Source organism: Microbacterium sp. AG1240, assembly GCF_003635115.1.
Taxonomy (GTDB): domain Bacteria; phylum Actinomycetota; class Actinomycetes; order Actinomycetales; family Microbacteriaceae; genus Microbacterium.
Genome location: NZ_RBXJ01000002.1, coordinates 139233 through 163425 on the forward strand (window position 1 = coordinate 139233; position 24193 = coordinate 163425).

Annotated in this window: 23 protein-coding genes; 21 read left to right on the top strand and 2 right to left on the bottom strand. The window is 71.5% G+C overall.

From position 1 onward, the window contains the following. The first annotated feature begins 195 nt into the window (after positions 1-195). Complete coding sequence (locus tag DEU34_RS09220) at positions 196-1023, top strand: endonuclease domain-containing protein (RefSeq protein ID WP_121149909.1); 828 nt, start codon at positions 196-198, stop codon at positions 1021-1023. A gap of 137 nt (positions 1024-1160) precedes the next feature. Next, complete coding sequence (locus DEU34_RS09225) at positions 1161-2138, top strand: alpha/beta hydrolase (RefSeq protein WP_121149910.1); 978 nt, start codon at positions 1161-1163, stop codon at positions 2136-2138. A 10-nt stretch (positions 2139-2148) separates the two neighbouring features. On the opposite strand, the gene DEU34_RS09230 is transcribed toward DEU34_RS09225, so the two are convergent. Beyond that, the gene (locus tag DEU34_RS09230; RefSeq protein WP_121149911.1) at positions 2149-2784 is read right to left on the bottom strand and encodes an NADPH-dependent F420 reductase; all 636 of its coding nucleotides are present in this window, start codon (positions 2782-2784) and stop codon (positions 2149-2151) included. A gap of 326 nt (positions 2785-3110) precedes the next feature. Between DEU34_RS09230 and DEU34_RS09235 the strand changes: the two genes are divergently transcribed. Genes DEU34_RS09235 through DEU34_RS09250 form a run of 4 tightly spaced genes read left to right on the top strand, consistent with a single transcriptional unit; the run spans position 3111 to position 5954 of the window. Next, positions 3111-3908 carry a sulfite exporter TauE/SafE family protein gene (locus tag DEU34_RS09235; RefSeq protein WP_121149912.1) on the top strand — a complete coding sequence of 266 codons (798 nt, stop codon included), beginning with the start codon at positions 3111-3113 and terminating at the stop codon, positions 3906-3908. Positions 3909-3964: 56 nt separating this feature from the next. Continuing rightward, entirely contained in the window at positions 3965-4414 is a 450-nt protein-coding gene (locus tag DEU34_RS09240) for a MaoC family dehydratase N-terminal domain-containing protein (protein ID WP_121149913.1), read from the top strand. Then, the gene (locus tag DEU34_RS09245; RefSeq protein ID WP_121149914.1) at positions 4411-4815 is read left to right on the top strand and encodes a MaoC/PaaZ C-terminal domain-containing protein; all 405 of its coding nucleotides are present in this window, start codon (positions 4411-4413) and stop codon (positions 4813-4815) included. The genes DEU34_RS09240 and DEU34_RS09245 overlap by 4 nt, the downstream gene beginning before the upstream one ends. A gap of 2 nt (positions 4816-4817) precedes the next feature. Further along, positions 4818-5954 (top strand): UDP-N-acetylmuramate dehydrogenase, encoded by a 1137-nt coding sequence (locus tag DEU34_RS09250; RefSeq protein ID WP_121149915.1) that lies wholly within the window; start codon positions 4818-4820, stop codon positions 5952-5954. Positions 5955-6032: 78 nt separating this feature from the next. On the opposite strand, the gene DEU34_RS09255 is transcribed toward DEU34_RS09250, so the two are convergent. Beyond that, entirely contained in the window at positions 6033-7250 is a 1218-nt protein-coding gene (locus tag DEU34_RS09255) for a pyridoxal phosphate-dependent aminotransferase (RefSeq protein ID WP_121149916.1), read from the bottom strand. 148 nt (positions 7251-7398) lie between these two features. On the opposite strand from DEU34_RS09255, the gene DEU34_RS09260 reads away from it, so the two are divergent. The 15 genes from DEU34_RS09260 to DEU34_RS09330 all read left to right on the top strand — a co-directional run bounded on the left by DEU34_RS09260 (position 7399) and on the right by DEU34_RS09330 (position 24151). Further along, the gene (locus DEU34_RS09260; RefSeq protein ID WP_121149917.1) at positions 7399-8223 is read left to right on the top strand and encodes a PRD domain-containing protein; all 825 of its coding nucleotides are present in this window, start codon (positions 7399-7401) and stop codon (positions 8221-8223) included. A gap of 63 nt (positions 8224-8286) precedes the next feature. Next, on the top strand, positions 8287-10170 hold the full coding sequence (locus tag DEU34_RS09265) for a beta-glucoside-specific PTS transporter subunit IIABC (RefSeq protein WP_121149918.1): 1884 nt from the start codon (positions 8287-8289) through the stop codon (positions 10168-10170). Continuing rightward, the gene (locus DEU34_RS09270) at positions 10167-11627 is read left to right on the top strand and encodes a glycoside hydrolase family 1 protein (RefSeq protein WP_121149919.1); all 1461 of its coding nucleotides are present in this window, start codon (positions 10167-10169) and stop codon (positions 11625-11627) included. Before DEU34_RS09265 ends, DEU34_RS09270 begins: the two co-directional genes overlap by 4 nt. 62 nt (positions 11628-11689) lie before the next feature. After that, positions 11690-12301: a nicotinamide riboside transporter PnuC gene (pnuC, locus tag DEU34_RS09275; RefSeq protein WP_121149920.1), complete on the top strand. Its 612-nt coding sequence runs from the start codon at positions 11690-11692 to the stop codon at positions 12299-12301. Further along, on the top strand, positions 12294-13367 hold the full coding sequence (locus DEU34_RS09280) for an AAA family ATPase (protein WP_121149921.1): 1074 nt from the start codon (positions 12294-12296) through the stop codon (positions 13365-13367). The genes pnuC and DEU34_RS09280 overlap by 8 nt, the downstream gene beginning before the upstream one ends. Positions 13368-13376: 9 nt before the next feature. Continuing rightward, positions 13377-14951, top strand: a complete 1575-nt coding sequence (locus DEU34_RS09285) for a MoxR family ATPase (RefSeq protein WP_121149922.1) — start codon at positions 13377-13379, stop codon at positions 14949-14951. Beyond that, positions 14948-15667: a potassium transporter Kef gene (locus DEU34_RS09290; protein ID WP_121149923.1), complete on the top strand. Its 720-nt coding sequence runs from the start codon at positions 14948-14950 to the stop codon at positions 15665-15667. The genes DEU34_RS09285 and DEU34_RS09290 overlap by 4 nt, the downstream gene beginning before the upstream one ends. Then, complete coding sequence (locus DEU34_RS09295) at positions 15664-17496, top strand: VWA domain-containing protein (RefSeq protein ID WP_121150563.1); 1833 nt, start codon at positions 15664-15666, stop codon at positions 17494-17496. Before DEU34_RS09290 ends, DEU34_RS09295 begins: the two co-directional genes overlap by 4 nt. Then, a complete protein-coding gene (locus tag DEU34_RS09300) occupies positions 17489-18115 on the top strand; it encodes a phosphohydrolase (RefSeq protein ID WP_121149924.1) in 627 nt (208 codons plus the stop codon). Before DEU34_RS09295 ends, DEU34_RS09300 begins: the two co-directional genes overlap by 8 nt. Further along, on the top strand, positions 18078-19466 hold the full coding sequence (locus DEU34_RS09305) for an AMP-binding protein (protein WP_259460097.1): 1389 nt from the start codon (positions 18078-18080) through the stop codon (positions 19464-19466). Before DEU34_RS09300 ends, DEU34_RS09305 begins: the two co-directional genes overlap by 38 nt. Positions 19467-19508: 42 nt before the next feature. Next, positions 19509-20330, top strand: coding sequence for an alpha/beta fold hydrolase (locus DEU34_RS09310; protein WP_121149925.1), 822 nt, complete (start codon positions 19509-19511; stop codon positions 20328-20330). Between the two features lie 12 nt (positions 20331-20342). Next, complete coding sequence (gene glsA, locus DEU34_RS09315) at positions 20343-21281, top strand: glutaminase A (protein WP_121149926.1); 939 nt, start codon at positions 20343-20345, stop codon at positions 21279-21281. A gap of 78 nt (positions 21282-21359) precedes the next feature. Beyond that, on the top strand, positions 21360-22373 hold the full coding sequence (locus DEU34_RS09320; protein WP_121149927.1) for a hypothetical protein: 1014 nt from the start codon (positions 21360-21362) through the stop codon (positions 22371-22373). Between the two features lie 51 nt (positions 22374-22424). Continuing rightward, on the top strand, positions 22425-23003 hold the full coding sequence (locus DEU34_RS09325; protein WP_121149928.1) for a TetR-like C-terminal domain-containing protein: 579 nt from the start codon (positions 22425-22427) through the stop codon (positions 23001-23003). Then, complete coding sequence (locus DEU34_RS09330) at positions 23000-24151, top strand: GDSL-type esterase/lipase family protein (RefSeq protein ID WP_121149929.1); 1152 nt, start codon at positions 23000-23002, stop codon at positions 24149-24151. Before DEU34_RS09325 ends, DEU34_RS09330 begins: the two co-directional genes overlap by 4 nt. Positions 24152-24193 lie beyond the last annotated feature (42 nt).

A 24193-nucleotide genomic window follows, 5' to 3' on the forward strand; every position in this document is an offset into this window, starting at 1 on the left:
CACCGCGGTGCATGCGGGAGGAGATGTGCGATCGGGAGGTCGTCCGGCGTCCATGAGCCCTCCCGCGTGCACATCCCCTCCCGTCTGAACGTGTCGGACTCGTTCCGTCCCTCCCCAACGCGCTTGTGGGCGAAGATTCGCACAAGCGCCACGCGCGGGAGCGGGCGGCGCGGTCCACCCGTTCACCATGGAGGGGTGCTGCGTCCCGAAGAACTCGTCCGCTGGTTGGGGGGCGTTGCGCGCACGTCTCGGCTCATCGACCGTGGCATCCGGCGTCGGGCGATCGGCGACGCCGTGGTATCCGGCGCGCTCCTCCGCGTGCGCAAGGGATGGGTCGCCGTCCCCGAGGCGGACGCCGACCTCATGGCGGCGGCTCGGACCGGCGTCGTCCTGACCTGCGTCACGCAAGCGCGTCGTATCGGGCTCTGGGTGCTCGGGGACGACGCGCCCCATCTTGCGGCACCCGCCCACGCCGGCCACGTCGCCGTCGCTGGTGCCGTGCTCCACTGGGCGCGACCGCTCGTTCCCCGCCATCCCGACAGCCTCACGGACGAGATCGAGAACGTTCTGGCGATCGTCGCCGCGTGCCAGCCGTACGAGATCGCCCTCGCGATATGGGAGTCCGCCCTCCGGCAGCGGCTCGTCGACAGCCGTGCGCTGGCGCGCCTGGGCTTCGGTCCGGAGGCGCGTCGGATCCGCGAGGAGGCCGATCCGTTCGCCGACTCCGGTCTTGAGACGCTCGTCGTGCCGCGGCTGAGATGGATGCGTCTGCCGCTGCGCCGTCAGATCTGGATCGCTGGGCGACCGGTCGACCTCCTCATCGGCGATCGACTCGTGCTGCAGATCGACGGCGGGCACCACGTGGGCGCGCAGCGCGAGGCCGACATCGCCCATGACGCCGAACTCGCACTGCTCGGCTATCACGTCGTCCGCGTCGGGTACGCCGCCGTCGTCGACGACTGGCCCGCCGTTCAGGCGCGCCTCATGCGGGCCGTAGCCCAGGGGCTCCACCTGGCGCCGTGATGCTCGGGCCTACGGGAGGAGATGTGCAATGCGGAGGTCAGCCTGCATTTCAGGCTCCTCCCGTGTGCACATCGCCTCCCGTGTGAACACTCCTCGACCGAGGTCGGCTCTCCCGATCGCGGCTCTAGGCTGGGCGCATGAGCGAGGCCTGGGCGCCCGACGTCCTCGGGGCGGGCTTCGAGCGGCTGACGCTGCCGCTCGGGGCCGACGACGACGGCGCCGAGCTCGTCGCGACGCTGGTACGCAGCATCCCGCACCCGTTCGCCCGCCTGGGCGGGGTGCTGCGCGACGTCGACGTGCTCTACGTGCACGGCTGGTCGGACTACTTCTTCCAGACCGAGCTGGCCCGCTTCTGGACCGAGCGCGGCGCACGCTTCCACGCCCTCGACCTGCGCGGCTACGGACGCAGTCTGCGACCCGGCCAGGTGCCGGGAGATATGCGCTCGCTCGCGGACTACGACGCCGACATCGGTGCGGCGCTCGAGGCGATGGGGCGGGATGCGGCGCGCCGGCGCAGGCTCGTGCTGCTGGGCCATTCGACGGGCGGACTCGTGCTGACCCTCTGGGCCGCGCGGCACCCGGGAGTCGCGGACGCGGTGGTGCTCAACAGTCCCTGGCTCGAGTTCCAGGTCGGCGCCGTGGGCCGGCAGGCGCTCGCCCCGATCGTGAACGCCCGGGCGCGCTTCGACCCGTACGGTTCGCACCCGGTGGTCGATCTCGGGTTCTACACGCGGGCGCAGCGCGAGGTGGGCTCGCTCCCGGACTCCCCGGAGGGGTGGCGTCCCCCGCAGGGCTTCCCCACGCATCCGGCGTGGTTGGCGGCGATCCTCGAGGGTCATCGTCGTGTCGCGCTCGGGGTCGACGTCGGGGCGCCCGCCCTCGTTCTCCTGTCGGCGCGCTCGATCCTGGCGGCGTCGTGGCAGCCCGACATGACGGGCGTCGATTCGGTGCTCGTCGTCGACGATATCGCCCGCCGGGCCACGCGCATCGCCGAGACCGTGACGATCGCGCGTATCGACGGCGCCCTGCACGACGTGTTCCTCTCGCGGCCCCGGCCGCGCGAGCGCGCCTACGTCGAGCTGGAGAGGTTCATGCGCGGCGTCGTCGAACGCTGAGGGCGTGCGCTCAGCGCGTGGCGCGGGCCAGGTTCGCCTCGAGCTCGTCGTGGTTCTGCGCGACGACGTAGGCGGGCTGGTCGCGTTCGACGCGCCAGCTCTCGGAGAGCGGGCCGATGTTCACGGTGTCGTAGCCGAACTCGTCGTAGATCGAGGCGACGAGGTCGGATGCTTCGGAGTGGTCGCTCGCGGTGGCCAGTGCCCTGCGACCCGGGGTGCCCGCGGCGGTGCCGTCGGTGAGGATGGTGCCGCTGGTGATGTGGTTGAACGCCTTGGCGACTCTCGAGGTGGGGAGGTGCTCCTGCAGCATCTGCGAGGTCGTGGTCTGCTTCTCCTCGAGCGCGGGGATGCGGCCGTCGCGCTCCCAGTAGTAGTTGTTCGTGTCGAGCACGATCTTGCCCGCGAGCGGCTCGACCGGCACCTGGTCGAGCGCCTTGAGGGGCACGGTCACCACGACGATCTCGCCGAACGCGGCCGCTTCCTCCGCCGTGCCGGCGGTGGCGCGATCGCCGAGATCGGAGACGAGGTCGGCCAGGGTCTCGGGGCCCCGGGAGTTCGCGATCTTCACGTCGTAGCCGCGCTCGACGAAGCCGCGTGCCAGGGTCGATCCGATGTGTCCTGCGCCGATGATTCCTACCTGTGTCATCTTCGGGACAACACGGCCCCCGACCTCGTATTCCCGGCCGGCCGCCCCGTGACGGCGCATAGCAGTCGCGCCGACGCGGCGTCAATGGCCTCAGAGGGGTCGGATTCCACCGCTAACTTCGGGAGTGCTCCACCCCCGCGATTCAACGGCTCATCGGTCGGTGTTCGGGTCACCGACCTTCTGGCCGCGCGGGGATGACGACCCCCGGCGGAGAGGCTTTCCCGCCGGGGGTCGTATTCTTCCCCGGCGCCTCGCGTTCTCGACCGCCGAAACACGGCTGTAGGGTGGACGCGGCCCAGCCCGGGGCCGCGATCGAAGCGAGACGCATGACCTCTTCCCCTGAGCCGCGGCGCGGCACCCGGTTCGTGATCACGTGCATCGGGGTGGGCCTGCTCGCGGGCCTCCTCTCGGGGCTGTTCGGGGTCGGCGGCGGAACGGTCATCGTGCCGCTCCTCGTGCTGATCCTCCGTTTCGACCAGCGCCTGGCCGCGGGCACGTCGCTCGCCGCCATCGTTCCGACCGCGTCGGTGGGAGTGATCTCCTACGCCGTGCACGGCTCGGTGGCGTGGATCCCGGCGATCATCCTCGCGGTCGGCGCCGTGATCGGCGCGCAGATCGGCACCTGGCTGCTGCCGAAGGTGTCGCAGACGGCGCTGCGGTGGGCGTTCGTGGCGTTCCTCGTGGTCGTCATCGCGAGCCTGTTCTTCATCATCCCCTCGCGCGATGCCGAGCTGGAGCTCACCTGGCTCAGCGGAGCGGGGCTCGCCGTGCTCGGTGTGATCACCGGCATCCTGGCGGGGCTCCTCGGCGTCGGAGGCGGCATCATCGTCGTGCCGGCGCTGATGCTGCTCTTCGGGACGAGCGACCTGATCGCCAAGGGCACGTCGCTGCTCATGATGATTCCCACGGCCATCTCGGGCACCGTCGGCAACCTCCGCCGCAAGAACGTCGACCTGCGCGCCGCCGCCATGATCGGCCTCGCGGCGTGCACGACGACCGCCCTCGGCGCGTGGATCGCGACGCTGGTCGACCCGTTCGTGGGTAACGTGCTGTTCGCGGCGTTCCTGGTCTTCATCTCCGTGCAGATGGCGATGAAGGCGATCCGCGGACGCCACCAGCGCTGACGTCGCGCGCGTTCCGCGGCCGGTGGAGTTCGGATGCGGCTCGGTAGGATGGTGCCGTGCCCGTGAATCCCGATCTGGTCGGCCGTGTCTTCCCGCCGACCCCTCCCTACCTGGTCGGGCGAGAGAAGGTGCGCGAGTTCGCGCGCGCCGTCTTCGCCGAGGCCCCTCAGCACAGCGATCCCGAGGCCGCCCGGGCCCTAGGCTACGCCGACGTCGTCGCGCCCCCGACGTTCGCGATGGTCGTGCAGGACATCACGCTCCAGCAGCTGCTCGCCGAGCCCGAATCGGGCATCGAGCTCTCGCGCCTCGTGCACGCTGAACAGCGCTTCCGCTACAGCCGTCCGATCATCGCGGGCGACGAGTTGACGGCGACCCTGACCGTGGGCGGCATCCGCACCCTCGGCGGCAACGCGATGGTCACCAGCGATGCCGAGATCGTCGACGCGGACGGTGCCCACGTCGTCACGGCCACGAGCGTGCTGCTCGTGGGGGAGGGCGCGGCATGACCGATCTCACCGTCGGCGACGTGATCGCCGAGCGCTCGGTGCACCTGAGCCGCGAATCGCTGGTGCGGTACGCGGGGGCCTCGGGCGACTTCAACCCCATCCACTATCGAGACGACGTGGCCGTGGCCGTCGGGCTCCCGGGCGTGCTCGCCCACGGCATGCTCACCATGGGGATCGCGATCGGCACCGTCGAGGATTGGCTCGGCGACCCGTCGCGCGTCCTCGAGTACGGCGTGCGCTTCACCCGCCCGGTGCTGGTCGACGCCGAGGCGGGCGCCGACGTGCACGTCACGGCGAAGGTCGGCGCGCTCGACGACGACACCGCTCGCATCGATCTCACGGTCACCGCCGCTTCGACCACCGTCCTGGGCAAGGCCCAGGTGCGGGTGCGTCGGGCCTGACCATGCCCGAGATCGAACCCGTCGCACTCGCCCGTCTGACGACGCTGCGCACGGGTGCCGCGCCCGTTCGCATGTTCGAGGCCGGAACGACCGACGAGCTCGTCACGGAGCTGCGCGAACTCTGGGCGGCGGGCGAACCGTGGCTCGTGATCGGGGGCGGGTCGAACCTGTTCGTCGGAGACGAGCCGTTCGAGGGCACCGTCGTGCGGGTGCGCACGACGGGCATCGAACCGCTCCCCGGTTCGCGCCCCGGAACGCTGCGGCTGCGCGTCCAGGCCGGCCACGACTGGGACGCCCTCGTCGCGTACACCGTGGCGCACGGCCTCGCCGGCATCGAGGCCATGTCGGGCATCCCCGGCACCGCCGGTGCCGCGCCCGTGCAGAACGTCGGCGCCTACGGCCAGGAGATCGTGCAGACCCTCGTCGAGGTCGAGCTGATCGACGAGGCCACCGGCGACGTCTCGGTCGTCGCTGCCGCCGACCTCGGACTCGGGTTCCGCACCTCTGTGCTCAAGCACCACTACGGTTCGGTGCCGGAGCGTCCGGCGGTCGTGCTGTCGATCACCCTCGAACTCGCCGTCGTCGGCGCGGGGGAGATCCCGGTGGCGGGCGACCAGCTGCGGACGGCGCTCGGGCTCGAGCCCGACGCATCCGTCTCGCTCTCGTGGATCCGCGACCACGTGCTGACGACGCGCGCTCGGAAGGGCATGGTGCTCGACGACACCGACCCCGACACGTGGAGCGCGGGGTCGTTCTTCCAGAACGCGATCGTCTCGGAGGCCTTCGCCCGCACGCTCCCCGCGGAGTGCCCGCGCTGGCCGCTCGCACCGTACGTCGACCCGGTGACGGTGATCCCCCTGGCCGCCTTCGACGGCGTGGTGCCGCCGCCCGTCACGGTCGCGACCGAGGTGAAGGTGAGCGCGGCGTGGCTGATCGAACATGCCGGGCTGGGCAAGGGGTTCTCTCTGCCGCGATCCCGGGCGGGACTCTCGACGAAGCACACCCTGGCCGTCACCAACCGGGGCGGAGCGAGCGCCGGCGAGATCGCCCAGCTCGCGCGCTTCACCCAGCAGCGCGTGCAGGCCGAGTTCGGCCTGCTGCTGCAGCCCGAACCGGTGCTCGTCGGCGTCGACCTCTAGCGAGGCTTCCGGGCCGATCGACGGGCTCGGCGGCCGTGACGTCGAGGGACGCTCCCGCCGTCGATGTGCGGGCGGATGCTACGCGAACAGGCGCTGGAGGCGTCGGACGCCCTCGAGCAGCTGGGCGTCGCCGAGCGCGTACGACAGGCGCAGGTAGCCGCTGGGTCCGAAGGCCTCGCCGGGGACGACGGCGACCTCGGCCTCGTCGAGGATGAGGTCGGCGAGCTCGAGCGTCGTCGTGGGGGTCTTGCCCGCCCACTCGCGGCCGAGCAGGCCGGTGACGTCGGGGTACACGTAGAAGGCGCCGAGGGGGTTCGGAACCGTGACGCCGTCGATCTTCGAGAGCTCTTCGACGATGAGTCGGCGACGACGGTCGAACGCGAGGCGGAACTGCTCCGCCTCGTCCTGCGGGCCGGTGAGAGCGGCGAGGGCGGCGCGCTGGGCGACGTTGTTGACGTTCGACGACAGGTGCGACTGCAGGTTGGCGGCGAGCTTCATCGCTTCGGCGGGGCCGACCATCCAGCCCACGCGCCACCCGGTCATCGCGTACGTCTTCGCGACGCCGTTGACGAGGATCGTCTGCCCGGTGAGGGCGGGGACCGCCTCGACGATCGAGACCGCGCGAGCGCCGTCGTAGACGAGGTTCTGGTAGATCTCGTCGCTGATGACCCACAGGCCGTGCTCGAGCGCCCATTCGCCGATGGCCGTGGTCTCTTCGGGCGTGTAGACGGCACCGGTCGGGTTCGAGGGAGAGACGAACACGAGCACGGTCGTGCGGTCGGTGCGAGCTGCCTCGAGCTGTTCGACGGTGACCTTGTAGTCCTGGTCGGCGCCGGCGAACACCTCGACGGGAACACCGTCGGCGAGCGCGATGGCCTCGGGGTAGGTCGTCCAGTACGGCGCGGGCAGCAGCACCTCGTCGCCCGGGTTCACCACGGTCTGGAAGGCCTGGTAGACGGCCTGCTTGCCGCCGTTGGTGACGATCACCTGGGAGGGCTTGACCTCCCAGCCCGAGTCGCGCAGCGTCTTCGCCGCGATCGCCTCGCGGAGCACGGGGAGCCCCGCCGCGGGGGTGTAGCGGTAGTTGGCGGGGTCGGAGAGCGCCTCGGCCGCAGCATCCACGATGAACGACGGGGTCTGGAAGTCGGGCTCGCCCGCGGCGTACGAGATCACGTCGCGGCCTGCGGCCTGCAGTGCCTTCGCCTTGGCGTCGACCTTGAGCGTCGCCGACTCGGCGATCGCGCTCAGCTTGTTCGACAGGGCGGGTGTGCGGGAGGAGGGGGCGCTGGTCGTCACGCCCCGAGCTTATCCGGCGCGGTCCGCGGTCGAGCAGCAGCCGCTGCGGGGAAAGGGTTATGATGATCGCGGCTTGTTACCGCTGAGCGGGCAATACTCGGGTCCGGTCACAGATGATCGGTTCCTCCCCACATCTCGAGGTATTGCCATGATCATCCGCCGTGTGCTGAACAACAGCGTCGTCGATGCGCTCGACGACGCCATGCGCGAAGTCATCGTGTTGGGCAGAGGGATCGGTTTCCACGCGAAGCCCGGCGACACGATCGATGCGTCGGCCGTCGAGAAGATCTTCCGTCTCGAGGACAGCGCTCAGGGGACGAACCTCGCCCGCGTCGCGGCGAACGTCCCGGCCGAGGTGCTCTCGGCGACGGCTGAGATCGTCGCCCATGCACGCGCCCATCTGACCGAGAAGCTCAGTGACTCGATCTACCCCGCCCTGGCCGACCATCTGGCCTTCGCGATCGAGCGCGTGCACCGCGAGGTGAGTCTCGCCAGTGCTCTCGACAGCGAGGTGAGGCGCTTCTACCCGAAGGAGTACGCCGTCGCCCTCCACGCTCTGGCGCTCGTCGAGTCCGCGACCGGCACCGTCATGCCCGCGGAGGAAGCGGCCAACATCGCGTTGCACCTCATCACCGCGGAGGTCGGCGGCGGAGACGGATCGGCGGCCCGGCTGACCAGGTTCACGCAGGACGTCCTCGACATCGTCCGGTTGCACTTCGGAATCTCGTACGACGAGTCCGATCCCGCCTACGCCCGCTTCGCGACGCACATCCGCTACTTCGCGCAGCGCGTTCTCTCGGGGACGGCGATCGATCGCGACGACCGCGAACTGCTCGAGATCCTCCGCCGTCAGCTCCCCAAGGTCTTCACCGGCGTCGACCGCATCGAGGCGTACGTCGGCGACACCCATTCCCACGCGATGACTCCGACCGAGAAGGTCTACATCGCGATGCACGTGAGCCGGTTCGTCTGACCCGACTCCCCGGCGCGCCAGGATCGTCCGCGTCAGCCGCCCCTCCCATCGAGAAAGTTCGACATGAAATACACCAAGGATGCCGAGACGATCCTCGCCGGCGTCGGCGGGGCCGACAACGTCGACTCCGTGTACCACTGCATCACCCGGCTGCGGTTCTCCCTCAAGGACAACACGAAGGCGGACGAAGCCGCTCTCAGGGCCGTGCCGACGGTGGTCGGCGTCAACGACACCGGCGGCCAGTACCAGGTCGTCATCGGCGACCGGGTCTCGGAGGTGTTCGATGCGGTCGTCGCCCGCGAACCGCGGCTGGGCTCGGAGCCCGCCGCCGGTGCGAAGAAGAAGGGCGGCAACCCCGCGCAACGGTTCTTCGACTTCATCGGCGGCGTCTTCGCGCCGATCCTCCCGGCCATCGCGGGCGCCGGTCTGCTCAAGGGGATCCTCGCGCTCCTCGCTTTCGCGGGGTGGATCGACGTCACCTCCGGCACCTATCTCGTGCTGAGCGCGATCGGCGACGCCGCCTTCTACTTCCTGCCGGTGCTCGTGGCGATGACAGCCGCCCGCAAGCTGGGCGCCAACCAGTACGTCGCGGTGGCGATGGCCGGCGTGCTGGTCTACCCCGCGCTGATCACGGCGCTCGGATCGGGCGAGGCGATCGACTTCCTCGGTGCCCCGGTGACGGCGGTGACCTATTCGTACTCGGTGATCCCGGTGCTCCTCGGGGTCTACCTCATGTCGTGGGTCGAGCGCGGCCTCAACCGCATCATCCCCCGCATCATCCGCCTCATGGTCGTGCCGCTGATCACCCTGGTGGTCGTCACGCCGATCACGCTCCTGCTCCTCGGTCCGATCGGCACCTTCGTCGGCAACGGCATCTCCGGCGGTATCACGTGGGGGCTGTCCAACGGCGGCCCGATCGCGGGCGCGATCATCGGTGCGCTCCTGCCGCTGATCATCATGACGGGCATGCATTACGCGCTGGTGCCCTTCATCCTGACGAACCTCGCGCAGACCGGTGTGGACAAGTTCCTTCCGCTGACCTACGTCCAGACCTTCGCCACGGCCGGGGCCGCCCTCGGCGTCGCGATCCGGGCGAAGTCGAAGACGCTCACCTCGCTGGCCTTGTCGACGTCGTTCACGGCTCTCATGGGCGTCACCGAGCCCGCGCTGTACGGGCTCGTGGTGCCGCTGCGTCGTCCCCTCTACGCGACGATGATCGGCGGCGCCGTCGGCGGTGCGGTCAGCCTGGGGTTCGGTGTGAACGCCTACGTGCTCGCCGGGAACGGCGGCATCCCCGGCCTCCCCGGGCTCGTCGGGGAGACGTTCGTCTGGGCTATCGTCGCCATCGTCCTGGCGTTCGTGGTCTCTCTCGTGATGACGCTCGTGTTCGGGTTCAACGAGTCGGCCTACGCGAACGCGGCCGGTACGACGATCGAACCGGCCACGCCCGCGCTCCCCGAGAAGGGCCGCACCATCGTCTCCCCGGCTGCCGGGCGGCTCATCCCGCTCGCCGATGTGCCCGACCGCATCTTCGCCGACGGCGTGATGGGTCCGGGTGTCGCGATCGTCCCCGCATCCGGTGACATCGTCGCGCCCGTCTCGGGCGAGGTGGTCGCCCTCTTCCCGACCCACCACGCGCTGGGGATCCGCACCGACGACGGAGTCGAGGTGCTCATCCACGTCGGCATCAACACCGTCGCGCTCGAGGGCAGAGGCTTCGCCGCGCACGTCGCGCAGGGCGACCGAGTGACGACCGGTCAGAAGCTCGTCACCGTCGATATCGCCGAGGTAGGGAAGACCCACGACACGTCGGTCATCGTCGTGGTCACGGGTGGGTTCGACGGCGACGTCACTCCTGCCGCGCCCGGGTTCCTCGACGTCGGCGCGCCCATCTTCGCGCTCGATCCGAACCGCCTCACCGCCGACGGCGCGGAGGTCGGCCGATGAGCACCGCTTTCCCGGATGACTTCCTCTGGGGAGTCGCGTTCGCCGCCAACCAGGCGGAGGGCGCGTACGACGTCGACGGCAAGGGCCTGTCGCAGGCCGACGTCGTGCCGTTCGCCCGCCCCGGTGACTACGTGGAGCTGCACGCGCTCATGAGCCCGAACCCGGAGCGGATCGCGCAGGCGGCCACGACCGCGGGCACGGCCGACTACCCCAAGCGGCGCGGGTCTCACTTCTACGAGCGCTGGGAGGAGGACGTGGAGCTGTTCGCCGAACTCGGCATCCGGGCGCTGCGGATGTCGATCGCGTGGACCCGGATCTTCCCGACGGGGGAGGAGGCAGAGCCGAACGAGGCGGGACTCGCGTTCTACGAGCGGCTCTTCCGCCGCCTGCAGGAGCGCGGAATCACGCCCGTCGTGACCCTCTCCCACTACGAGATGCCGCTGCACCTGGTCACGGAGTACGGCGGTTGGGCCGACCGTCGTGTCATCGGTCTCTTCGAGCGCTACGCCGACACGGTGTTGCGCCGCTATCGGGGCCTCGTCACCTACTGGCTGACCTTCAACGAGATCAACACGACGATCATCGAGCCCTACACGGGGGGTGGGGTCGTCGACGACGGATCACCCGGTCGCACCGGTCGCGCCCACCAGGCGCTGCACCACCAGTTCGTCGCGAGCGCCCTGGTCACGGCGCGTGCGAGGGAGATCGACCCGTCCTACCGCGTCGGCTGCATGTTGGCGCGGATGCTGCATTACCCCGCGACGTCCGATCCCGCGGACGTGCAGCAGGCCCAGCACGACAACGACATGAACCTCGCCCACACGGACGTGCAGGTGCGCGGCGCGTACCCCGGCATCGTCCGCCGCTTCTGGCGCGAGAACGGCATCGACGTCGTCATGGAGCCCGACGACGAGAGGATCCTCGCCGAGAACACGGTCGACTTCCTGTCGTTCAGCTATTACATGACGCTGGTCTCCGCGGTCGAACCGGAGAAGTACGGCGCCACCGGCGGCAACCTGTTCAGCACGGTGAAGAACCCCCACCTGGAGACGTCGGAGTGGGGGTGGCACCTCGATCCCATCGGGTTGCGCATCGCCCTGACCGATCTGTGGACCCGCTATCAGGTTCCGCTGTTCATCGTCGAGAACGGGCTGGGCGCGACCGATCGCGTCGCGCACGACGGCTCGGTGGGCGACGACTACCGCGTCGACTACCTGCGGCGTCATCTGGAGCAGGTGCGCGAGGCGATGGCAGACGGCGTCGACCTGCTCGGATACACGACGTGGGGCGGGATCGACATCGTCAGCGCTTCCACGTCGCAGATGGAGAAGCGCTACGGCCTGATCCACGTCGACCTGGACGATCGCGGTGAGGGAACCGGCAACCGTACGCAGAAGCAGAGCTTCTTCTGGTACCGCGACCTGATCGCCTCCGGCGGCGCCACGCTGGACGCGTGAACGGCGCGGGGTGCGCTCGTCCGCCGGCGGGCGCACCCTGTGTCATTGCCTAGGCTTAGCCGGTGATCGACTGGGTGCTGGCCTACTGGACCGAGATTCTGGGATTCGCGACCGGCCTCGCGTGCGTCGCACTGGCCGCGCGCCGGAACGTGTGGACCTTCCCGATCGGCATCGCCAACAACATCGTCTTCGTCGTCCTCTTCGGCGCGACCGGGCTGTACGCCCTGGCGGGGCTCCAGCTCGTGTACCTCGGCTTCGCGATCCACGGCTGGCTGCACTGGGCGCGCGGCGTCGAGCAGGACCGTCTCTACGTGGCCCGCACACCGCGGCGCGCGTGGCCGTGGGTGGTCGTCGCCGGTGTCGCGGGGGCTGCACTGCTGTGGTGGCTGTTGTCGACGTTCACCGACTCGACCCTTCCGCTCGCGGATGCCGCCACCACGTCGGGCAGCCTCGTCGCGCAGTATCTGCTCAACCGCAAACGCCTCGAGAACTGGTATGTCTGGATCGGCGTCGATGTGGCCTCCGTCATCCTGTTCCTGGCGACCGGGCTCGCGATCACCGCGGCGCTCTACGTCGTGTTCATCGGGCTCTGCGTCTACGGGCTGCTGTCGTGGCGACGCATCGAGCGGGGCGCCGTCGAGGTCCCCGAGAGCGCGGCGGTCGCCCGTGGCTGAGCGCTTCGCCCACGCGCTGGTGATCGGCAAGTTCTATCCGCTCCACTCCGGTCACTCCGCGCTCATCCGGGCGGCGCTGCGTGCGAGCGATCGCGTGACCGTGCAGGTGCTCGGCTCCTCGGTCGAGACGATCCCGCTCGACGTTCGCGCCGAGTGGGTGGGGGAGGAGCACCCGACCGCGCGCGTCGTGGCCGCCCTCGACGACGCGCCGGTCGACTTCGATTCGGATGCCGCGTGGCAGGCCCACACCGAACTGATCGCGGGACTGCTCGACGCACCTGTCGACGCCGTGTTCAGCTCCGACCCCTACGGCGAGGAGCTCGCCCGGCGACTGGGCGCGGCCTGGCGTCGCGTCGATCCGGGGCGCGGCTTCAATCCCGTCTCGGGCACCGACGTGCGAGCCGACCTGGCCGCGCACTGGCACGAGCTCTCGCCCGCTGCGCGGCAGTGGCTGGGCTCGCGTGTGGTGGTGCTCGGGGCCGAGTCGACGGGGTCGACCACGTTGGCCGAGGCCCTCGCCGCAGAGCTCGGCACCTCGTGGGTGCCGGAATACGGGCGCGAGCATTCGGTCGTGCGCGAGGGGGGCCTGGACGCCCCGTGGCGCTCCGACGAGTTCGACCTCATCGTCGACCGGCAGATCGAGCTCGAACGCCGGGCGCTGCGCACGATGCCGACGCCCGTGCTGGTCTGCGACACCGACGTGCTGGCGACCGCCCTGTGGCACGAGCGCTACGTGGGTGCGCCGGCTCCTCGCCTCCTCTCGCGAGCGCGGTCCCACCGACCGGTGCTGTACGTGCTCACGGGAGACGAGATCCCGTTCGTGCAGGACGGCATGCGCGACGGGGAGCACATCCGCCACGCGATGCAGGAGCGGTTCCGGGTCGCACTCGCGGAATCCGCAGTCCCCTGGATCGAGGTGCGCGGCGACGTGCCGACCCGGGTCGCCGCGGCGCTCCCGGCGATCCGAACGGCGGTCGCCCAGAGCTCGTCGTTCGCTCTCCCGCTCGAGGCGCGTCCGTGGGCGGAGCAGGTCGCACTCGAAGCCGCCGCGCGCACCGCTGGATAGGCTGGCGCGATGTCTGATCGTTGGCACCGGGTCTCTGCCGCTCCCACGGCCCCAACCGCGGATGACGGTATCGCTCAGCTGTCGGTCGACGATCTTCTGCGAGTGGCGACGGATGCGGCCGACCCCGTCGCGCTCGACGAGAAGCTGCGCCAGGCCTACTACTGGATCGTCAATCGCGCGGTGATCTCGCCCTACTACGACGTGGAGTTCTCGGTCGGTTCGCCCGTGTCGTTCGAGCTCGGCGACGCCGGGGCGGCGCTGACGCTCCCGACGGACGCGTCGTTCTCCTCCAACGTCCTGCTGCCGCTGCTGAGCTTCGCCGTGGGCGGGAAGTGCTTGCTGATCGGCGGCCCCGGGCGCGGCAAGACGACGGTCGCCGTTCTCATGGGCGTGATCGCGGGGTCCACCTCCGAGGAGGTGCGGCGAGGCGTTCAGCAGGGCCAACCGCAGCTGACGGTGAGCGACCTGGTCGGAATCCCGCTGCCTCGCGATCTCGTCAACGCCCAGAGCCTCTCCGAGATCCGCATCGCGTGGCGGGAGTGGCTCTCGCGGCCGGTGAAGATCATCGACGAGTACAACCGCATCCCCACGAAGACGCAGTCGGCCTTGCTCACGATGGTCGCCGAGGGGTACGTCGAGAGTCATGACCAGCTGCGTCGCACGGCCCCCGACTCGGGTGTGGAGAGCTGGTTCTTCACCGCGAACGACGACGCCGGCGGTGGAACGTTCCCCGTCATCCAGGCCCTGCGCGATCGGATGGACGTGACGGTGCCGGCGGCGGGGTTCAACAGCCGGTTCTTCTCGGAACTCGTCACGCGCGTGGAGGCGGGCGAGAAACCCGAGGAGCACGTGCCGGAGGAGATCGTCTTCGCCCCCGAGGAGCAGACGCGCATGCGCGCGGCGATCCGCGCGGTGCCCATCCCCGCCGCTGTACGCCGACGGCTGGAGTTCTTCCTCGGTCAGTTCGAGTTCGTCCAGCAGGGCGGGAGGCGCTTCGAATACCGGACGAAAGACACCGTCACCACTGCCGGTGGCCGCGTGGGCGAGGCGATCGAGGCCAACAGCGGCGCCGATCTCGCAGTCGACCTCGGCTCGCAGACCCTCAACGGCCTGTCGGTGCGGTCGCTGCAGACCCTCGTGGTCTACGCGAAGGCCGTGGCGTGGTTCCGCGGGCGAGGGGAGGTCGGGCTCGACGACGTTGCCGCGGTGCTCCCGTTCGTGCTGCGGGGGAAGCTCCTGCCCCACACCACCCATCCGCGCTTCGACGTCGGAGCGGAGCGCGAGCTGCTCACCGATACGGCCAGCTGGCTCGCCGACCTCTTCGCCGTGTCGTGCAGGCAGTACGACGCCCTCGGTCGCGATGACGCCGATCCGATCGCCGACCTACTCGACCAGCTCGATCGCGGACTCGACGGGGTGTCGCGCGTCGACGCCCAGCGTCGCCTGACCGAGGTCGAGGGGCTCATCCGCCGCATCGCTGCGACCGGGAAGCTCTACGGCCGTGACTTCGACGACCTGACGGCTCTGAAGTACCTCCACCAGCGCTACAGCGCCTACCTCCGCTGGGCCGAAGAGTCGCGATGATCGGCTGGCCGCGGCACCTCGCCGACGATGCGTCCGATCCCGGTGTCGGCGACGCTCCCCTCGTCGACGGGGTCGATCTCGACACCGTCGCGGCGAACGTCGCCCGCCTCGGCGGGAACGCCGACCGGTTCGCTCGCCGGCTGTCCGCCGCTCTCGCGGCCGGACCGGGCGATGCCGAGGTCGCACGCGCCGCGATCGCCCTGTCCGCGTGGCGCGCGGGTGCCCTCGCGCTCCGCGACGACGCCCTGGTTCGCCTCCGCACGCTCGCGGGCCGTCGCGACACACGGGCCGTCGCCGGGGGCGCGCTCGGTCTCGACCCCGAGACGGTGCCGGAGTTCCTCGCGCGCCAGGCCGAGGATCGGTTCTGGTGGCCCGAGCGCGCGCGATGGAACGGCTACGTCTGCGCGGTCGGTGGTTTCGCCGGGCTCGGTGGGACGTGGATCGAGCCCCCCACCGACCCCCGCACGCTGCAGCCCATCGTCGCGCGACCCGCGGACGGGCCGCCGGTCGCCGCGGTCGCCGCATCCGGACCCTCGGCATTCGCTGTGCGTACCGGGGGAACCTGGTGGCGGGTCGACGCGGACGTATGGGGTTCGCGGGTGACGCGCACCGGTGACACCCCCACGCCCTCCGCCGCGGTGCGCACCGCCCGCGTGTCGCTGGTCACCCGCCCCGACAGCTATCTCGCGTGGGTGCACGTGCGGGAGAGCGCGTGAGACCCGCCGCGGCAGTGCCCCTCGACGCGCAGGCTCGGGAGGCATGGGAGGCGGCCAAGCGCACCTGGGGGGTGCGGATGAGTGACGTGCGGCTGGTGCCCGGCGAGGGTGACCGCGCCGGCTCGTTCGCGTGGTTCTCCTTCCCGCCGGCCGTGTCGGTGGACCCGGCGATGGTCGCGTCGGTGGGGGTCGATGGCGAGATCGAGAGCGTCTTCGCGCACGAGCTCGGTCATCACGTGCTCGCGCCGAGCACTCGCGTCGACGGGCTCAAGATCCGCCATCAGATGGCGCGGGCCCTTCAGGCGTCGGGGGCTTGCCAGGTGCGGGCCGACGACGCCGCCTACCTCGCCAACATGTGGAACGACCTGCTGGTCAACGCGCGCCTCGCTCTGCTGCAGCACCGTCGTGCCGCGAGCGAGCCCGGCATCGTGCGGGCGATGCGCATCACCACACGACCCGGCTTCGACAGCGGCGACCGGCTGTGGTGGGTGTACCGGCGCACCTACGAGCTCGTCTGGCAGCTCGTGCCCGGTGCGCTCTGCCCGGCCGTTCCGCCGCCGCCGCCGGTGATCGCGCCCGCGCGATCGGCCGAGGAGGTGCCGTTGTCGAAGATCCCCGAGCGCTTCCGCGAGCGCGAGATCGCCCTGCGCGAGGCGCGGGCGGCGGCGGCGCAGGCGGCACGCGCCCTCGACGCGGTCATCGTCTCGCGGCCGGAGCTCGACGCCGACCTCGCGGCGGGCCTCGTGCGCACCTTCTCCTCCGACCCCGTGGGTGGGGCGCTGCGCTTCGGGATACTCGCCGCGCCCTACCTCGTGGAGGCCGAGCGCGCCGCGTCCGACGACGTCGGCACGTCCCGCTCGATGGCCGGTCGCCCGTGCGCGGCGGACGGGTCCGCACCGACGGCGGCTGAGCTCGGACGCGTGCTCGCGGACGGACGGATGCGGGGAGCCATTCCGGGGCGCGATGGCACCCCCGTCGAGGAGGGCGGCTCCGGTGCACAGGGATTCGGCGTCGCGGAGACGCTCGCGCTCTACGAGACCGCCGACGAGGACGCGGTGCTGGCGGCCTATTACCGCGCCGAGGCCGCACCCTGGGTGCGGCCGTACACCCAGCGGGCGCCGGCGAAGCCCGACGCGGGGCTCCCCGGTCCGCTGGCCGTGTGGGAGGTGGGCGACGACCTCGCCGACATCGACTGGCCGGCGAGCCTCGGTGTCGCGCCCCAGGTCGTACCCGGTGTCACCACCCGGCAGCGAACCTGGCTCGACGACGACCCGATCCCCGCGGAGACCGGCCTCGAACTCGACCTCTACATCGACTCGTCGGGGTCGATGCCCGACCCCCGGCGCGGCTCGCCGGCGGTGCTCGCCGGCACGATCCTCGCGCTGTCGGTGCTGCGCGGCGGCGGTCGGGTGCGGGTGTCGAGCTTCTCCGGCACCGGGCAGGTGGCCGGATCCCCCCGGTTCACGCGGGATCACGTCGCGATCGTCCGAGACCTGACCACGTCGTTCCGCGGCGGCACGTCCTTTCCCCTCGACCTCTATGGTGAGCGCTACGCGGGGGCGCGCGCCTGCGATCCCGCGATACGCCGCCACGTCGTGGTGCTCTCGGACGACGGCCTGATGTCGATGTTCGGCGTCGGCAACGAGCCTTACGCCGATACCGCGGCCGCGGTGCGCCGCGCGCTGACGACGGCGACGCTCGTGCTGCTCGACCCCCGGCGGCAGGTCGCGGGGGCCGCCGCTCGCGCCGGCTACGACGTCGTATACCTCGACGACATGAACGCGGCTCCCGCGGCATGCGCGCGGCTCGCGGAGGTGCTGCATGGCTGACCCGATCGACGACACGCTCTCGCGGGCGCTGACGATGTGGGCCGAGCGCGGGGGAGAGGCCGACGTCGCGTGGGCGGACGCCGTGCCCGGTCCGGGGCTCGACGAGGTCGCCGCGCGTCTCACCACCGCGCCCCGCGCGTTCCTCGACGACGGGGTCTCGATCGAGGCCCTCGCCGGCGACGTGCTGGGCCCCCCGGCCCTGGGGTGCCTTGCGTTCGCCACCGAGCCGCGTGTGCGTACCGCGGCCGCTCTCGCCCTGTGGCTGATCGCGAGCGAGGCGGTCGTGGGCGCCTACTCGACGCCGCTGCGCCCCGACCGCTCGGCCCTCGCCGTCGACGCACTCGCCCTGCGCCTCGCACCTGTCGTCGACCCTCTCGACTGGCTCTCGGACGACGACCGACGCGAGGAGGCTGCGCGGACGTTCCTCCTCTGGGCGGGCTTCCTGCCCGCGGGCGAGGACACGGTGACCGCTCGAGCCCTCCTGGCCGCGCGAGACTCGTTGCAGCGCGATCGAGCGCTCGCCGAGGCGTTCGAAGAGCACCGGCACCGGGCTGAGGTCGCCCGCCGGTTGGCCGACGCCCGTGCGAAGGAAGCGGCGGCGAGGTACTCCTCTGAATGAGACCGACGATGCCGACGCGCGCGAGTCGCTGACCCTCGGCGAGTACGCCCCGGGCGCGGCGGCCGTGCTCCGCGACGAGGAGCGCTGGCCCACTCTCGACGACGAGGGCCGTGCGCAGCTCGCGCGGTGGCGGCAGCATCCGGATGCCCCCCGCTGGGTGCACGCGACGGGCGACCGGCTCACCGCGGAACAGGTCGAGCGGGTGCGGCATCCCCTCCCGCGCGACGGATGGCTCGACGAGCACCTCGCGACAGCGCGCCGGCTGATCCGGTACCGCGGGATGACGGGGCTGGAGCGACTCGAAGACTTCCCGACCGTCTCGCGCACCGATCTGGTCGATGACCTCGCGGGCTTCGTGCCGCTCGACGCCGACCTCGACCGGATGCTGCACGGCACCAGTTCCGGGTCGACCGGCGCCGCGCTCCTCATCCCCGACGACGTCGAGGAGGTGGCCCGCGGATTCCATCTGCTCGCCGATCTCGTACGCGGTGCCGGTGTCGATTGGCAGCCCGACGCCGGGCGGTTCGCCCTGGTGAACCTCGTGCACCAGAGCCAGGCGTTCACGTACCTGTCGCTGGTGAGCTCGTTCTCGCACCGCCCGATGGCGCGGCTCAACCTGCACCCGAGCGCCTGGCGCGACGCGGGCTCACGCGCGCGCTTCCTCGCCGACGCCGACCCGCAGGTGATCTCGGGGCACCCGACGAGCCTCGACGAACTGCTCTCCTCCGACCTCCTGCCCGCGGTGCGGCCGCTGGCCGTCTTCTCGGGGGCGATGGCACTCGCCGCCCCGTTGCGCGCTCGGCTCGAGAAGGCGTTCGGCTGTCCGGTGTTCGATGTCTACGGTCTGCACGAGACGCGCCCGATCGCCATGCGCACCGACGACGGTCCGTTCCGGGTGCTCGACCGGCGGGTGCATGTCGAGGTGCTGGGCCCCGATGATCGACCGGTCGCCGAGGGCGAGACCGGCGAGATCGTGGTGACGGCGGGAGAGAACGCGCTCCTGCCCCTCGTGCGCTATCGCACCGGCGACGTGGGACGACTGGTCGCGCTCCCGGGCGGTGCACGGGGGATCGCCGATCTCGAGGGGCGCGCGCACGTCGTCTTCCGTGCCTCCGACGGGCGAGCGGTGCCGAGTGTCGACCTCACCCAGCAGCTGCAGGCGCACGGCGCGCGGGGCTGGGCGGTCGAGCAGGCGTGCGACGGCACACTGTCCGCGACCATCGCCGGTGGCGACGAGCGGGCGATTCACCGGGCGCTGCACGCGCTCCTCGGACAACCGGTCGCCGTGCGCCGCGTCGAGCGGGTGGGCGACCTCGGCGAGGGGAAGCCTCGCCGGTACGTCGTTCGCTGAGCCGGCCTTGTCGCGTTCGGCCCGCGATGCGACCCTGGGCGGATGGATGCGACGGTGACGCACGTCGACGGTCTCGTCGTGCACGAGGTGCCCGGTGACGGAGGTGCGGTTCTGCTCTGGCACCACGGATCGCCGCAGACCGGCGCGGTGCTGCCGCCCGTGCTCGATGCGGCCCGCGCCCGCGGGTGGGGGGTCGTCTCGATCGCGCGGCCGGGGTACGGCGGGTCTTCGCGCGCTCTCGGCCGCACCTGCGCCGACGTGGCCACCGGGGTTGCGCGGGTGCTCGCCGTGCGCGGCGCGGAGCGCGTTGTCAGCGTCGGTGCCTCGGGCGGCGGCCCGCACGCGCTCGCGTGCGCCGCGGCGATGCCCGAGCGTGTCGTCGCCGTGGTGGCCTTCGCCTCGCCCGCTCCGTTCGTCGCCGACGACGGATGGTTCGAGGGGATGCGGGCACCGGGCGCGCTGCGTGCGGCGACGCAAGGCGAAGGTGCTCGTGCGCACTTCGCCGAGACCGACGAGTTCGACCCGGCCCAGTTCGTCGCCGCGGACTTCGCCGCCCTGGAGGGGCCGTGGGGGAGCATGGGGCGCGATGCGGGGATGGCCGAGCGGGACGGGCCGTGGGGCCTCATCGACGACGACCTCGCCTTCACCCGGCCGTGGGGGTTCGCTCTTTCCGACATCGCCGTCCCGGCGCTGATCTACCAGGGCGACGCCGATCGCGTCATCCCCCCGCACCACGCGCGGTCGATCGCGGCCGCGGTGCCGGGTGCCGACCTCCGCGAGGTGGCCGGCGCCGGACACGTCTCGATCCTCGAGCGTCTGCCCGAGGCGCTCGAGCGGGTGGCCCGCAGCATCCCGAGACCCTGACAGTCTGGGGGGATGAGTCCCGCAGACCCCCGCGCGTACGACCTCGAGGCGCTCCGCGAGCGCGTCCTGCCCGAGACGGGGGGAGCGGTCGACGAGAGCATCCCGCAGCTCGCCGACGCCGGCCCCGACCTGTGCGGCATCGCCGTCGTGCTCGACGACGGAACGGTGCGCGCGAGCGCGCAGGCCGATGTCGCGTTCGGCGTGCAGTCGGCGGTGAAGCCGTTCCTCTTCGCGCTCGCGCTGCTCGACACCGACGGCGAGGCGCTCGACCGCATCGGCATCGAGCCGACCGGCGAGGCGTTCGATGCCATCAAGCTCGAGAGTCATACCGGGCGTCCGCCGAACCCGATGGTCAACGCCGGTGCGCTCCTGACGGCGGCCCTCGTCGACGGCGACGATCCCGACGCGCGCACCGAACGGATCGTTCGGGGCCTGTCGGCCTTCGCCGGTCGCGATCTCGAGATCGACGACGAGGTCGCGCGCTCCGAGCACCTGCTGGGCGACCGCAATCATGCCCTGGCGCACCTCATGCGGGCGGAAGGCACCCTGAAGGTGGGAGCCGACGATGCGGTCGCCGTCTACGCCCGGGCCTGCGCGGTGCTGGTCGACGCGCAGACGCTCGCCGTCATGGGCGCAACCCTCGCGCTCGGCGGGGTCAACCCCGTCACGGGTGAGAGGGTCGTGCCGACGCGCGTCGCCCGCGACGTGGTGTCGGTGATGGCCACGTGCGGGGTCTACGACGGCTCGGGGCGGTGGATGCGCGCCGTCGGCGTGCCCGCGAAATCGAGCGTGTCGGGGGCCATCGTGCTGTCGGTGCCCGGGCTTCTGGGGGCCGCGGTCGTGAGCCCGCCGCTCGACGAGCAGGGCACCAGCGTGCGCGGCCGCGTCGTCAGCGAACGCCTGTCGGCCGACCTGGGGCTGCACGTCTTCGGGGTTCCGGCCGGCGGCTGATCGTCCCGAGCATCGTTATCGCTCTGTTGCGCGGAGGCCTTCGCGGCACGTTTAGCGTGGAACGAGGGGGGTGCGCCGATGCGTCGAGGGTCGGTCATCGCGACGGTGTGCGCTGTCGCGGGAATGCTGCTGCTGAGCGGATGCGGGGGCGCGCCGGGCATCGCGCCCGAGCCGCGGGACGAGGCGAGCATCGTCGACGAGATGGTCTGCGCCGACGCCCTGGGTGAGGCCGAGGGGTCTGCGACGCCGGGCATCGTCCCCGCCGGATTCGCTCTCGTCGCGGTGTACCGCTGCGGCCCGTTCGCGACGCGCGAGCTGGACGGCGGCGTCGTCTGGTCGGGCACCCTCGTCGAGCGCTTCGAGGGAGATCTCGCACCGCTCCTCTCGGAGCTCGGTGCGCCGAGCGACCCGCGCTGGTTCGGGGCCTGCGCGGCGAGCATGGTCATCGCGCCCGACCTGTGGGCCGAGGACGCCGCCGGCCGGTTCGTGCGCCTGTCGTACCCGTCGACCGGGTGCAGCCAGCCGAAGGTCGACGCCGTCGACGGGCAGCTCGCGCGGCTCGTCGTCGCCGACGAGGTCTTCACGCCCCTGTCGATCTTCTCGATGCCCGAGGCCGTCGCCGCGGGGTGCGAGACGCGTGCGAGCGTCACCGTGCTGAATGTGCTGACCTCCGACCTCGAGACCCCGCGCGCCGCGCCGGCCGGCGAGAGCATCGCGACGATCCCGCACGACCCTCCGGCGCTCCCCGTCGCCGCGGACGTGGACGTGGACGGACTGCGCGTGTGCGTCTACGCCTCCGACACGACGGAGGGCGGCGTGCGCATGATCGGTGACGAGGGGGTCTTCGCGGGCGTTCTCCTTCTGGATGCGGCGGATGCGGCGGCCGCGCTCGCCGAGGTCTCGGGCGCCGCCGAGGCGAGCGCCCACTGCCCGGAGGTCGCGTCGCGGTTCGTCGTCGCGCAGCCGCTCGGAGCGCGCAGCGGGGCCGAGGGGTTCACCGTCGAGCTGGACGGCTGCCGCCGGGTGATCGATCCCGCGTTCCGCACCCTCGCAGCATCCGAGATGCTCATCTCGCTCGTGACACCCTCATGACCGTTACCTACAGGTTGTAGGTAAAAGCCTTCAGGGTGTAGGTTCGGGTGCATGCCCCGAGCCCACCTGACGACCGCATCGGTGATCGCCGATGCCGCCGCACTCGCCGACGCCGACGGTCTTGCCGCCGTCACGGTCTCGGCGGTCGCGCGGCGCCTCGGGGTGAAGCCCGCCAGCCTCTACGAACACGTCGCGGGGCTCGGCCCGCTTTTCGACGGAGTGCAGGTTCTCGCGCTCGGCGAGGTGGGAGAGCGCACGGCAGCGGCGGTGGCCGGGCGCTCGGGACGCGACGCTCTCCGCGGCCTCGCCGACGCCCACCGCGACTACGCGATCGCGCGGCCCGGGGCATGGGCGGCGTTGCAGCGACCCGCCTCGCCGGCCGTCGCCGGGTCGCCCGAGGCGGCGCGTGTCGCCGGTCTCCTCCTCGCCGTCGTGCGGGGTTACAGCGTTCCCGACGACGACCTCGTCCACGCCGCGCGGCTGGTCGGGGCGACCGTCAGCGGTTTCCTCGCCCTCACCCGTGCGGAAGCGTTCGTGCACCGCCCCGACCCCGAGGACGCCTCGTGGGCGGCGGCCATCGATGCCCTCGACCGCGCCCTCGATTCGTGGCCGGAAAGAAGCGACTCATGATCTCCACACCGTTCACCCCCGACCTCGTCCGCGGGGTGGCCGAACTCGAGACCGTCGCGCGGGGCGTCACCCCGCACCGTCTGCCGGCGTGGGTGGGGCGGCAGTTCCCCGACCCGCAGCTGCTCTCGATGCAGGCTCAGCCCTCCGGGGTGTGCCTGACCTTCGAGACCGCGGCGACGGTGATCGAGCTCGTCACCCATCCGTCGCGGGTCGCCTACCGGGGCTTCGATCGGCCACGGGGGCGCATCGATGTCGTCGTCGACGGTGTGCTGCGGCGGCGTGACGAACTGGCCGGGGGCGACAGCGTCGAGGTCGACCTGCAGACCGGCGGCTCGACCGCGCTCGCGGGCGGGATGCACACGACGCGGGTCGTCGAACTCGGAACGGGATCGAAGGTCGTCGAGATCTGGCTGCCCCACAACGAGGCGCTCGATCTCGTCGAACTGCGCACCGACGCGCCGATCACGCCGCGCACCGACCGTCGGCGACGGTGGGTGCACCACGGCAGCTCGATCAGCCAGGGCTCGAACGCCGTCGCGCCGACCGAGATCTGGCCCGTGGCCGCGGCGCGGGCGGCGGGAGGCATCGAGCTGCGCAACCTCGGGCTGGGCGGCAGCGCTCAGGTGGATCCGTTCCTCGCGCGGGTGATCCGCGACGCTCCGGCGGATCTGATCAGCGTGAAGCTCGGCATCAACGTCGTGAACCTCGATGGATTCCGCCTGCGCACGTTCGTGCCGGCCGTGCACGGATTCCTCGACACGATCCGCGACGGACACCCCGACACGCCCCTTCTCGTGGTCTCGCCGATCTTCTGCGGCATCCACGAGTCCACGCCCGGCCCCGGTGCGTTCGACCCGACGAGCTTCACCACGGGCCGGGTGCGGTTCGTCGCCACCGGCTCGCCCGCCGACGTCGCGCGGGGGAGTCTGACGCTCGAGGTGATCCGCGATGCGCTGCGCGCGGTCGTCGAGACGCGCTCCGACGACCCGCACCTGCACTACCTCGACGGGCTCGATCTCTACGGCGCGGCCGACGCGGAGGTGCTGCCTCTCCCCGATGCGCTGCATCCCGACGCCGAGGCGCACGCCCTCATCGCGCGGCGCTTCGTCGAGCGCGCGTTCGGCCGCGGCGCCCCGTTCGGCCGCTGAAAGCCCACAACACCCGGAGCGCGCGAGCGCAGCATCCGGGTG